The 12,813-nt window shown below is 48.0% G+C and carries 14 protein-coding genes; 3 read left to right on the top strand and 11 right to left on the bottom strand.

All coding sequences use genetic code 11. The features are described from left to right. Positions 1-283 precede the first annotated feature (283 nt). From OEY58_01010 to OEY58_01020, 3 genes are all read right to left on the bottom strand, one after another. Entirely contained in the window at positions 284-637 is a 354-nt protein-coding gene (locus OEY58_01010) for a copper-binding protein (protein MDH5324022.1), read from the bottom strand. A gap of 455 nt (positions 638-1,092) precedes the next feature. After that, a complete protein-coding gene (locus tag OEY58_01015) occupies positions 1,093-1,503 on the bottom strand; it encodes a hypothetical protein (protein ID MDH5324023.1) in 411 nt (136 codons plus the stop codon). A 270-nt stretch (positions 1,504-1,773) separates the two neighbouring features. Next, positions 1,774-2,022 (bottom strand): hypothetical protein, encoded by a 249-nt coding sequence (locus OEY58_01020; GenBank protein ID MDH5324024.1) that lies wholly within the window; start codon positions 2,020-2,022, stop codon positions 1,774-1,776. A 249-nt stretch (positions 2,023-2,271) separates the two neighbouring features. Between OEY58_01020 and OEY58_01025 the strand changes: the two genes are divergently transcribed. Further along, a complete protein-coding gene (locus OEY58_01025) occupies positions 2,272-2,559 on the top strand; it encodes a hypothetical protein (GenBank protein ID MDH5324025.1) in 288 nt (95 codons plus the stop codon). Positions 2,560-2,649: 90 nt separating this feature from the next. Here OEY58_01025 and OEY58_01030 read toward each other — a convergent pair whose 3' ends face one another. The 6 genes from OEY58_01030 to OEY58_01055 all read right to left on the bottom strand — a co-directional run bounded on the left by OEY58_01030 (position 2,650) and on the right by OEY58_01055 (position 7,210). Beyond that, complete coding sequence (locus OEY58_01030; protein MDH5324026.1) at positions 2,650-3,342, bottom strand: MopE-related protein; 693 nt, start codon at positions 3,340-3,342, stop codon at positions 2,650-2,652. Further along, positions 3,343-4,164, bottom strand: a complete 822-nt coding sequence (locus OEY58_01035; protein MDH5324027.1) for a class I SAM-dependent methyltransferase — start codon at positions 4,162-4,164, stop codon at positions 3,343-3,345. Then, positions 4,161-4,934, bottom strand: coding sequence for an ABC transporter permease (locus tag OEY58_01040; protein ID MDH5324028.1), 774 nt, complete (start codon positions 4,932-4,934; stop codon positions 4,161-4,163). The genes OEY58_01035 and OEY58_01040 overlap by 4 nt, the downstream gene beginning before the upstream one ends. Then, a complete protein-coding gene (locus OEY58_01045; GenBank protein MDH5324029.1) occupies positions 4,934-5,866 on the bottom strand; it encodes an ABC transporter ATP-binding protein in 933 nt (310 codons plus the stop codon). Before OEY58_01045 ends, OEY58_01040 begins: the two co-directional genes overlap by 1 nt. 70 nt (positions 5,867-5,936) lie before the next feature. Further along, positions 5,937-6,626, bottom strand: a complete 690-nt coding sequence (locus OEY58_01050) for an MBL fold metallo-hydrolase (protein MDH5324030.1) — start codon at positions 6,624-6,626, stop codon at positions 5,937-5,939. Between the two features lie 17 nt (positions 6,627-6,643). Next, on the bottom strand, positions 6,644-7,210 hold the full coding sequence (locus OEY58_01055) for a hypothetical protein (GenBank protein ID MDH5324031.1): 567 nt from the start codon (positions 7,208-7,210) through the stop codon (positions 6,644-6,646). A gap of 107 nt (positions 7,211-7,317) precedes the next feature. On the opposite strand from OEY58_01055, the gene OEY58_01060 reads away from it, so the two are divergent. Both OEY58_01060 and dinB read left to right on the top strand, forming a co-directional pair. Further along, entirely contained in the window at positions 7,318-8,439 is a 1,122-nt protein-coding gene (locus OEY58_01060; GenBank protein ID MDH5324032.1) for a TIGR04283 family arsenosugar biosynthesis glycosyltransferase, read from the top strand. Then, a complete protein-coding gene (gene dinB / locus OEY58_01065; protein ID MDH5324033.1) occupies positions 8,436-9,620 on the top strand; it encodes a DNA polymerase IV in 1,185 nt (394 codons plus the stop codon). Before OEY58_01060 ends, dinB begins: the two co-directional genes overlap by 4 nt. Before the next feature lie 21 nt (positions 9,621-9,641). Here the strand turns inward: dinB and OEY58_01070 are convergent, their stop codons facing one another. Beyond that, complete coding sequence (locus OEY58_01070; GenBank protein MDH5324034.1) at positions 9,642-10,031, bottom strand: hypothetical protein; 390 nt, start codon at positions 10,029-10,031, stop codon at positions 9,642-9,644. Positions 10,032-10,055: 24 nt separating this feature from the next. Then, entirely contained in the window at positions 10,056-12,734 is a 2,679-nt protein-coding gene (pepN, locus tag OEY58_01075; protein ID MDH5324035.1) for an aminopeptidase N, read from the bottom strand. Positions 12,735-12,813: the final 79 nt, after the last annotated feature.

The raw sequence follows: 12,813 nt of genomic DNA on the forward strand, positions 1-12,813 counted from the left end.
CTTAACCTCATCTCATCGCTTTGTATTTCTTGTTATCTCCGATGAGGATACTGGCGATAACATCTGTGGAAACAACGCAGCCCCAGGCCTAGCCGGCCCATAAAGAACCACACCACAGCATTAACGCTACCCCCGAAGCAGATCTCAACTTTTCCACTGAATCTCCGTATACACTGAGTTCAGGCAGCAGAGCCCACAATCTTCTTATCCATACTGTTAACGGGGCAACGGAAACCTCCCGTTGCCCCGCAATCAGTTTATAAAACCTTTGCTTAAAAATTAATTAATGGCTGTGATTATGTCCATCTGAAGACATGGCACCTTTCGCCACCCCCTTGTCTTCGATCTCCATAATAATGAATGTACCCGATTTGTCTTGCTCGATCACAAAACTCACCATATGACCTTCTTCGACCTCATCCAGCATGGAAGGGTCAAATACTTTGAAATCCATAGTCATACCAGACATCCCCATGGACTCAATAGGACCGTGGGAAATGGTCAGCTTTTTATCACCTGATTTGATTTTTTTAATAACGCCTTCAACCGTGTGCGAATCACCGGCAAACGCCGCTGACGCCATACCCATAGCCGCTACCAATAAAGTCAACACCCCCAAGCTTCTTACTATCTTCATTACATGACCCCTTTGTTAATTAAATTGCAAACTATAATGGATTAACGACTTAGATCGTCTTTCCCAGTCGACCTAATACGAATGGCTTGCGTCGAGCGCAGATCCATTTTAATAAGTGCATTACTGCTCACAGGTGGCAGCACCATTTCAGGATGGCCCCCCACCCAAGATTCCCCCTGTATACGCTTTACATTTGAATTTGACGGGCATTTGATTTTGACACAGTCTAAACCAAACTGACAAATGCTTTCACCGGTTCAGCGCCACCCAATTGCGCGAAATGCACTGCCACAGGCTATTACTGTGTATCAAAATTATTCGAGCTTAGCAATGGAAAATATATCCACCGTACTGCTGGAGTTTAACTCCAAACTCCATCGCACAACTCCATTCGTATACTTACGAAAACACACTCAACCCAATGTTTTCAGAAACAAAGAATAGTATTTTTCTACCTAAGAATCAGGAGCCACCAAAGGGAATTTTTTTACCTGTCCCAGCCTGGACTGGGGTTGTGACAAACGTATTTGTAGCTGTCGATCGATGAGATCCAATACCGTGCCACAAATCAAATCTGCATGATTATGGTAAAACCGCAATTGGCACGGAACCGGCGCACACAAACTGACCCTGCCGCGGCTCTGTAGATTAACCCACGCAAAGATAGGCATATCATTTAGGGTTCTATCCACACAAACCCAGGCTTCATTGTCCAACTGTACATCCAAACCACGCAAATTGATCAACTCCAGACGTAAGGGATTACCCAATCTACACAGCGCCAAACGCACCCTGTTATAGTTTGACGCCTCAATGCTGCACGGCATGGCTTTCAATACAGGCACATCGATTAGTTTGGATTTCATGGTTTATTTTCTTTGCTTATATCAAACAAGCCAATTAGCAAAATACTTTATATAAGACTTATCGCTGGTCTCTTTAGTAAGTATATTCCATGGCTCAGCGTGAAACAAAGCAATCCACTACTGACTAAACAATCGATGCGTGGGAAGGGGAAATCTTTATAGTTGCAGGAAAGAAGGAGCCAGATGCAAAGAAGACGCTAAACATACGCTAAACATCCCCGGCCACCCACTGCAGGCAACCGGGATGGTACTTTGATTTACAAAACCCATTCAGGCGGCATTACAAGCGTCCGGGTTCTTCACAACGGATTCAAACGTCATATCGTAATGCTTCTCTAAACCGCGACGAACGTATTCAGCATGAATCAGATCCAATTCCGATCCCGGATCCAATCCGCTTGCGCCACGCTGTTCATTAGCCAGTTTGCGGCAAACACAACGCTTAGCAAATTTATTCAGTTCTTGTTTCGACATCCCTTCCAGTTCTTGTACAAATTGATTCACGGCTTGCAAACTCATAAAAAGACCTCACAACTGGAAAAAAACCATCGCTCTAGGAGCGCCCCTTATACCCTCATAAATATCGTCCATTACCCTATTAACTTTATGGAATTATAAGAACTTCCTTAATTACTTATATTCTTTGGCTTGTAACGTTTTCGTGATACTGTTGTCTTCTCTTATGAAAGCAAAGCGGTTTTGTATGATTTATAATGACGGGATTACACCAAATGTAAGTTCCCCTGTTGCAACTTGGAGGTCAATACTGTGAATACGCGATTACTAAGCAAAATCGTACTAATGGGTGCTTTGATCGCCCCCATTACCACTTGGGCTTGCGATGCCGCAGGACCCAGCACCCACATCGGCAATGTGTTATCCGTGGATGCCGGCAAGAAAACCTTCACCATTCGAGATGCCCAATCCAACAGCCCCATCACATTTGCCGCCAGCAATGAAATTATTGATGGATTGAAGGGTGCCAAAGGCAGTGTAATGGTGAATTATGAAGACAGCGATGACGGTGGTTTAAAAGCGGTTGGCGTCACGTTCTAGAAATACCGTTTGAATAAAAAGGCGGCCCATAAGCCGCCTTTTTTATTAGAAAGCTTTAAGCGCCACGTGAGGTAAGCTTAAGCTCCATGATCAGCAAGACCCGGCAGCACAAATTTCCCCGCCGCAAAAATTATCACAAGCGCCGCAATTATCCGCATCCACCATGGTGTCTATTTCACAACCATTTGCGATCTGTCCGTCACAATCGGCATACCCTTTCTGACAACTTTGCAACTCCAACTTCCCGGAACGACATTGAGCCAATCCATTATCCACTTTGTGCAAAGCGACGTTTTCATCCACTTGGCCATTACAATTATTGTCTATGCCATCACACAGCTCTACTGCTCCGGGGCGAACCGCCTTGTTGTTATCGTCGCAATCTTGAGGTGCGCTCACACCATCCTTATCGTGGTCTGCAAGGGTAGCCTCAGATGGCGCGGACTCTCGGGAACAAAAAACAATCTGCCCAAGATCCTGGGTTTCATCAGCCAAAACGGTGACCCGATTGCGGTTTACGATTTTTCCACCCACTGTATAAACCAACTCCACCTCACCGGGGCTCACCCGTTCAAACAAAAACTTTCCGTCTGCACCCGTAAACAGCACATGGTTTCTGCCGGCGATATAAATCTGCATACCTTCAACACCAGCGGCATTGCAGTGATTTACCACGCCTTTGACTTGCCCCACTGAAGCGCTTGCCAAAACCCCTTGGGTGCTTACAAACATCAGCAGCCCAACAGCGAGGTAAGCGGCACCAACATATTTACAGACCGACATTCAAACTTCTCCCATACAAAATACGACTTGCACATCCAACCATAAGCCCTCCGGCTTTATCCGTTTTGCCACTTGGCCCAGATGATAGGTTTTCAACTGCGCCAACACAAGTGGATCCAATGATTGCAGTATCCTACCCACATCACTGCCCCACAGCACATCCCACCACTGCTCTGGCCCGGAGAGGTGGTAACCAAACTGCCCGACTTGCATTGCAGTCCTTTGCAGCTGCGCCTGCTCCATGAGCTTGAGCCATTGTTCACTGGAGCACAGCCGCTCGGAGGCTAATAATGGGCGGGCATCCACCGTGGTAAATTGAGGTAAGGCAACGCGTAAGTCGTCGAGCAAAGCGCCAAATACGTCACAAGCTAAACCGGTACAAAGGATTTTTCCGCCCGGTTTGGTAACCCGCTTCCAACCTTGCAGCGCGGTAAGCATATCCGGCATGTAGTACAAAGAAAAAGCACTGACAACATGATCAAAATAATCCGATTTAAACTCAAGTGATTGTGCATCCATGGCAAAAAAATCCACATTGGATAAAGCCATTTTGCCGGTGTTTTCCATTGCCTTGGCAAGCATAACCTCGGACAGGTCGATGGCAATCACCCGGCCTTGGTGACGCATCGTTTGCGCCAGCGCTATGGCAGCAGCCCCTGTCCCTGTGCCCACATCCAGAATTTTTTGCCCCGGAGCCGTGCGCAGCAACGGCACGATAGCGTCGGCACTAAAGGGATAAAAGCGAAAAACAGCTTGATCGTAGCGGTCTGCCAATGCATCAAAAAACTCCACCACTTGCTTTGGTGCATCAAAAGCCATCATGTGCGTATTCCGCGACCTTTATCCATCAACCTCAAGCAGAAAACGGTCAACAAGAGAATAAAAAACAGAGTTATACCGTAAGAATAAACCAAACCCATATCACTAATCCCCAAAAACCCATAGCGAAAAGCATTCACCATGTACAGTATGGGATTAAACAAAGATGCGGTTCTCCAAAACTCCGGCAACAGGTCAATACTGTAGAAAACACCGCCTAAATAAGTTAAGGGCGTCAGCACAAATGTTGGCACTATGGAAATATCATCAAAATTGCGGGCGTAAATAGCGTTAATGAACCCTCCCAGTGAAAACAATATCGAGGTTAACAACACCATGGATACAACGACCAGGATATTATGAATCTGAATATTGGTAAAAAAAACAGCGACCAACGTCACCGCCAAACCCACCGTCATTCCCCTGGCCACCCCACCGCACACAAAACCGGCTAGAATAATGTAATTGGGCACCGGAGAAACCAGCATCTCTTCTATGTTTCTGTGAAACCGGGCACCAAAAAAGGACGACACCACATTGGCATAAGAGTTGGTTAACACCGACATAAGAATGAGCCCGGGAACAATATAATCGATGTAGGCCACACCGGACATGGCGCCAATACGTTCGCCAATTAGATTTCCGAAAATCACAAAATACAAAACCGTCGTCATCGCCGCCGGTAATACCGTTTGAATCCATATACGCAAAAAACGGCGAACCTCTTTAAGAACAATGGTTGAAAACGCTGTCAACTTTTCCGAGGCCGTCATTACCCTGCCCCTTTGGAACGATTATCGCCCACCAGGCGCATGAACAACTCCTCCAGACGGTTACGCTTGTTGCGCATACTGAGAACCCGAATCTGTTTTTGCGATAGCAGCTCGAACAAAGGGTTGATGCCCTGCTCCTTGGACACACACACTTCCAAAGTGCAGTCATCCACCCGGCTCACCTCGTAACCCGCCAACTCAGGAATCGAAGCCAAACCGTCGGCCAGATTGAGCACATAGGTTTCCATTTGTAATTGATACAGCAGATTTTGCATGCTGTTTTTTTCGATGATACAGCCATGATCAATTATGGCGATGTTTTTACACAAACTTTCCGCTTCTTCCAGGTAGTGGGTAGTCAAAATTATGGTGGTACCGTTGGCGTTAATTTCCTTTATGAACTCCCACATACTATGGCGAATTTCAATATCCACCCCTGCCGTAGGCTCATCTAAAATCAGCAATTTTGGCTGGTGCACCAATGCCCGAGCGATCATCAGGCGGCGTTTCATCCCCCCGGAAAGCAGTCGTGCACCGTCCTGCCGTTTCTCCCATAATCCGAGTTTCTTCAGGTACTTATCGGCACGGCCGGCTGCCTCACGGGTGGGGATACCGTAATATCCTGCTTGATTGATGATTACCTCACGGATGGGCTCAAAAACATTGAAATTGAACTCCTGCGGCACCAAACCCACATAAGATTTAGCCACCGAAAAATCCCGATCAATATCTTTGTCAAAAATTTGCACCGTTCCCGACGATTTGTTGATCAAGGAACACAGAATACCGATAGTAGTGGATTTACCGGCGCCGTTTGGTCCAAGCAAGGCAAAAAAGTCCCCGGCTTGCACCTCAAGATCAATTCCTTTTAGTGCTTCAAAACCGTTTTTGTAGGTTTTACGTAGATCGCTGATGGCAATAGCCGTGGTCATAGTGTGCTACTGGAATGGTAAAATCGTAAATATGGGGCCGTCGGTACCGCTTCTCAATGCTGATTTTGCCTTAAGCTTTCAGCACCGGACCGTAGGGGGAATGGCGCACTTTATCGTGCTCATGCATACGGTAATGGACAAAATCCTCCACCTGATCAAAGTGCATAAATGGATTTCCCTCGGCTTGTTCTTCCAAGGTAGATGTGGTTTTCTCAGCGTAATTGTGTCCGGGATGCAAAATGGTGTGAGCCGGCAAGTCCGTTTTGATTTTCTTCAAAGTATTGAACATTTCGTGCGGATCTCCGCCTGCCAGGTCACAGCGACCACAACCGAATACAAATAAGGTATCACCGGCGATTAAATGGTCCCCCAATTTGTAGCAAGCTGAGCCGGGAGTATGTCCGGGAGTGTGCAGGATCTCTATTGCAGTTTGCCCCAGTTGGATAATATCGCCGCCATGGTGCGTGGTATCCTGATACTGTCCCCAAAAATCCGCTTCTGCTTTAAGCAAATGCACCTGGGCATCATACCGTTCCCTGACGCCCTGGATGCCATTGATATGATCATGATGACTGTGTGTGAGCAGTATATCGGTGATTTTAACCGCCTTTTTCTCTGCCCACTGCAATATTTCAGGGACTTCCCAGGCCGGATCCACCACCGCTGCGCGTTGCGTGGCATGATCGTGAATCAAGTAAATAAAGTTCTCCATGGGGCCCAGCTCCATGACTTCCAGGCCAAATGGACTGTGTTCGCACATATCAGGTCGACCTCTTTTCAGTCCGTTTCCTCGCCCATAAGGGCCAATTCGTCTTCCGGCTCATCGGCAAATTGCAGATCATCCCCGGAAAGAGCCGCATCACTTTGCAATAGTTGCTTGATAGCGGAAACCTCTGCCAGTTCTGTGCGGTAAAATTCGATTTCATCGCCGCATTTTTTAATGCGACCGCTCAATTCACCAATTTCCTGTTCGAGAAACTGAATCCTCTGAGAGACTCGACTCTCTTTTTGCTCTGCATCGTCTATGATGGCGTCTACATCAATTTGCATGGATTCCAAGGTGTGAATCACAATCCCAACCACGGCACCCAATTCCTGCTGTGGCAGGTCACGCATTAACTCTATGGCTTTATCGACTCCATAGGAAGTTGTAGTTGCTCTCTTCTTACTATATGGCTTTTCAAACTCGGCCTGACGCTTCGCATCCAGGTCCACAGATTCTGATTCCGCACTGGAAAACAAGCCCATTAGATTCACCTCCCCCTTGATTTCACCCTGCCTGCCATCGATTTTCACCAACCGACCGCAATGCCCCCTACTTCCCTTGAGGGGCAATGGTAACACCCGCGGGTCCGACGGGTAAATCCATAGCCCGGAAATGTTTTCTTGCCGGCGCTCGCAGCGTAAGATTAAGCCTGCAATCCGGAGCAATGAGCAGGACATTCCACCCTATGACGCAAGCCCCCACAAAACAACCCACCCCGCCACCCCGCACCAGCCCAGCCGTTACTGCCGCCCTACCGGAGTTGTCGGTTGTCATCCCCACCTTAAATGAACAGGGACATATCGAAACATTGCTAAAAAGCCTATGCGATCAAGAGGATGTGGTACTGCAAATCATTGTCGCCGACGGCGGTAGCAATGATGACACCTTACGAATCTGCCACCAGTGGCAGAACCGCCACCCAAACATTCACATCATCCCATCGGGCCGCGGACGCGCCCTGCAAATGAATACCGGGGTTAAGCCGGCCTTGGCGTCTATGCTTTTATTTTTGCACGCAGACACCCACATCGAAGACACGCGTTTATGCCGACACGGCCTTGCCGCTTTACAACAACGACAACAACACACCACCCCTGAGGTGGCCGGTCATTTCAAGATGCGTTTTCTGCGGCAACAAACGAACTTGCAATGGGCTTATTATTTTTATGAGTGCAAAACCGGCCTGAACCGCATGGACACCGTTAACGGCGACCAGGGAATGCTAATTTCTCGGGATTTTTTTCAATCCTTGGGCGGGTTTGACGAGTCTTTACCATACATGGAGGACGCGAGGCTGGCACGACGTATTTTTGAACAGGGAAATTGGATTACCCTACCCGGCACCGTATACACATCGGCCCGGCGATTTGAAACGGAAGGCCTGAAGCAACGACAGATTCTCAACGCGATTTTGTGCAATTTCATGCACATCGGTTTTCTTGATTTTTTTCCACATGCCACCCAAGCTTACCAACAACAGGACAAAACGCAGGTTCTGCGGCTATTCCCTTTTCTTAAGGAAATCCATAAACAACTTATGAACAAAGGTTGGATACAAGCCGCCAACTACTGGTACGCCACCGGAGCCTATGTGGCCGGCAATTGCTGGCAACTGTTTTATTTTCGGGATTGCCAAAGTAATTTCAAAAGATCCCTGCAACCCGGTACCGGCCCCAGCCCCCGGTTGGATTTTTATGATCGCTGGCTGGCAGGCAGTATACGTCTGGCACCGGCAAAACTATTGGCCACAGGCCTCACCTTGCTGTGGTTTTACATGCTGTTGTTCGCCAGTCGGTTTAAACCATGATTATACATGCGGACATGGATGCTTTTTTCGCATCAGTGGAAATCCGTGAGCAACCTCATTTGGCTGATCAACCGGTGGTTGTGGGTGGATCCCCTCAATCCCGTGGTGTCGTTGCAGCGGCCAATTATATTGCCCGGCGTTTTGGCATACATAGCGCCATGCCCATGAGCATTGCTGTTAAGAAATGCCCTCACCTAGTCATTCTACCTCATCGCCTCGATCTCTATGCACACGTGTCCCAACAAATTCGAGCCATCTTTGAGCGCTATACGCCCTTGGTAGAACCCTTATCCTTGGATGAAGCTTTTTTGGACGTAGCCGCCTCAGAACGCCTGTACGGATCTGCACATAGCATCGGCCGGAAAATCAAACAGAATATTAACGATGAATTGCGCTTGACCGTTTCCATAGGTATCGCTCCGAACAAATTCATAGCCAAAATTGCCTCGGATGTTGATAAACCTGACGGCTTTACCGTGGTCACTCGAAGTCAGGTTCAGGATTTCTTGGACCCATTACCGGTATGGCGCATTTGGGGTGTAGGTAAAGTCACAGAAAAATCGTTGGACAAACTGGGCATACGTACCATCGCCCAGCTGCGAGCCTTTAACGAAGGCTTACTCAAAGACAATTTCGGTGAACACGGTATGCAGTTGTGGCGATTGGCGCGTGGCATAGACCCACGCCCGGTGGTATGCGAGCATGAAACCAAATCCATTTCCCACGAAACCACATTCGCGCATGATATCACTGAACGAGAGATTCTGTTAGCTACTTTGCTACAACTGACTGAGCAGGTAGCCTGGAGACTGCGGCACCATGAATTGCGCGGTCGCACGGTGCAACTAAAAATTCGCTATTCAGACTTCAAAACCGTCACACGGTCCCACAGTTTGCAACAAGCCACAGACCAAACCCAGGTGCTGTGGCAAACCGTGAAACAAATTTTTACCTATAAGTTGCCGCCAAAATTACCGCCTGTGCGCTTAATTGGTATGGGCATTAGTAATTTATCGGAGCCCGCACAAGCAATTCAGCAGGAGCTTTTACAAACGGAGAGCAGCGCGCAAAGCAAACTGGATGCGGTCGCCGATTCCATTAACGCCAAGTTCGGTAAGAATAGTTTGACCCGAGCCCGATCCTTTCAAAGTGAAAAAAAACAGAACCCGCAAGAACCCTGAACCGGGCCGGGTAAGTGACCTTCATACCATATCCTGAAGTGCCTTTGCCAGCTCTTCCTCACGAATGGGGTAGGCCATAGGTGTGAAGTCATCAAACACAGTTTGTAACTTCTGTAGTTGCTGACGATAGTCTTTTTCGTAAAACACCAACACCTTAACAGCCGTTTTACTGTGTTGCGACATTTTCTGCAAAGTAGCCAACAAAGACTCCAGACTGCTGGTACGATCGCGAAAATCCGACTGGTGATTAAACTCAGCGACAATCACGTGCGGTTGATTCTTTTTCAAAAAGGAAATGGCTTTGCGCATATTACGCAAGATAGTTACTTGGTAGTCGCAGCGCTCATATAAGGCTGAAAAATCCGGGTACCCCCCTTGTTCCACGATGGACAACAGAATCCTGCCTGGCATCACGTCAAACCTCGCCTGCACTGTCTAACCAGCACGATTAACAGCCAAGCTCTTGCTGACTATCTCGTACACATCTCTGGACAATTTAGGTTCGGCCAGAATGCGTTCCAATTGTTGCTTCATCAGAGCTTGTCGCGGAGCATCAAAACGACTCCACATGGTAAAGGCTCCGACCAAACGTGCGGCTATTTGCGGATTGAGCGAGTTCAGCTGTAACACATAATCGGCCACAAACTCATAGGCCGCCCCGGAGTCTTCATGAAAATTCACACTATTGGCGCCGGCAAACACTCCGATAAGGGAGCGTACTTTATTGGGGTTCTTTACATTGAACGCACTGTGTCCTACCAACTCCCGCACCCTTGCCAAAGTATCATTGAGCCTGGAGGCCGCCTGAATCGCCAGCCATTTATCGATTACCAGGGCATCGGCTTGCCATTGCCTGTAGAAATGTTCCAGCCAATGTGCGCGTCTGTCCGACGCGACAGACTCGGCATTGCACAAGCTGTTTAAGGCAGCGACGACATCGGTCATATTGTTGGCGCTTTGGTACTGCTGTTCACACTGTTGGATAACTGCCTCTTCACCCAGCTCCATCAAATAAGACAAACACACGTTTTTCAGCGCACGTCGACCTTTGGATACAGAATCAATCCGGTAGCCCCCTTTGTCTTTATTACCTTGATAAACCTGCGCAAAAACCGGCTGTAATTGCTCTGCCAGCGCACGACGAATAAACAGACAAGCGCGATGTATCGCTATGGGATCCACCACTGACATAAACTCTGCCACATAGCTTTCACCTGGCAAGCAGATGGCTTGGGCCGCCAGTGCTTTGTCCAGGTCAGGATTTTCCAGAATCGCGCGGATGGCCTGTGAATAGGCCGGGTTCAGCTCCAACTCACGTCCCTGCTGAATATCCTCCACCAGTGCCAGAATAAGCTTTAGTGCCAGGCGTTGCCCGGCTTCCCAACGATTAAAGTCGTCCTTATCGCAGGCCATTAGATGACACAAATCTGCATCCGACAAATCAAGATCCAGCTTTACCGGCGCGGAAAAACCACGCAGTAAAGAAGGTACCGGTTTACCGGTTACATTTTGGAATACGAAGCTTTGCTCGACTTCCTGAATATGTAAAACCGTGGAATCGCCCAAAGATTGACCATCCAATTGCAACTCCAAATCGTCGCCTTGTGGTCCCACCAAACCCATCGCCACCGGAATATGAAACGGCAGCTTATTGGTTTGCCCGGGAGTGTCAGGACAACTTTGCTTCACGTTCAAGGTACAGGTTTGCGCAACCGCATCGTAATGTGTTCGTACTTGCAGTTGCGGCGTACCGGCCTGGCTGTACCAACGCTTAAACTGCGTGAAATCTGCATCATTGGCATCTTCCAGAGCTTTGACAAAATCATCCGTCGTTACCGCCTGGCCATCGTGGCGTTGAAAATATAAATCCGTACCCTTGCGAAATCCTTCCGCCCCCAACAAGTGATGTAACATGCGCACCACTTCGGCACCTTTGTTATAAATGGTTACGGTGTAGAAATTGTTAATCTCTTGATATTCCTCAGGCCGTACCGAGTGAGCCATGGGGCCGGCGTCTTCGCGAAACTGGTGGACGCGCAGAATGTTTACGTCCTGAATTCGCTTAACTCCCCTCGAACTCATATCGGCACTGAACTCCTGATCCCGAAACACAGTAAAGCCTTCCTTTAAACTCAACTGAAACCAGTCACGGCAGGTGACTCGATTACCTGACCAGTTATGAAAGTATTCATGTCCGATCACCCCTTCAATTGCGTCATAATCCTGATCAGTTGCTGTTTCCGGCTTAGCCAGCACAAATTTGGAATTAAATACATTGAGCCCCTTATTTTCCATGGCTCCCATATTGAAATCATCCACCGCCACGATCATATAAATATCCAAATCGTATTCACGACCGTAGACCTGCTCATCCCATTTCATCGCATTAATGAGAGAACGCATGGCGTGGGTACATTTGTCCTTATTGTGGTGTTGCACATAAATATGCAAATCCACAGCTCTGCCCGACGCGGTGGTAAACTTATCTTTGATACAAGCCAGATCACCGGCGACCAAAGCAAACAAATAAGTAGGCTTGGGAAACGGGTCCTGCCAGACGGCGTAATGTTTCGAAGCGTCATTGTCTACCTCACCCTGTTCGATCAAATTGCCATTGGATAGCAAAACCGGATATTTAGCTTTGTCCGCCACAATTGTAGTGGTATATGTCGCCATGACATCCGGCCGGTCATACATATAAGTCATACGCCGGAAACCTTCTGCTTCACACTGGGTACAAAAGTTACCACCGGAAGTATAAAGTCCGTTTAAAGACGTATTTTCCTGAGGATTTATCCCAGTATGGATCTCCAAATCCATAGTATCGGGCGGCGAAAGAATGCTAAGACCGGATTCATCCACAGTATATTGGGATGACGTCAGTTCTGTACCGTTGACCAGGAGGCTTCGCAGCTCCAAGTCTTCTCCTTGCAATACCAAGGGATTTGTTGAGGGCGTTCCGGGACGGCGACTGATGCGCAGTTTGGAACGAACGATGGTCTCAGTTTCAACCAGGTCAAAGTGCAGTTGCACTTCATGGACAATAAAATCCGTAACACGGTAATCTTGTAACCGGACCGTAACGGGAGTTTGCGTGTGCGATTGATCTGTCATGGAGTTACCTTGTGTTGAACCCTGCATTTCTATGTGATGCAGGACAAAATGTTATGATTATAGCGCGCTACCGCTATAA

The sequence above is a fragment of the Gammaproteobacteria bacterium genome (assembly GCA_029882975.1).
Classification (GTDB): Bacteria; Pseudomonadota; Gammaproteobacteria; order SZUA-152; family SZUA-152; genus JAJDNG01.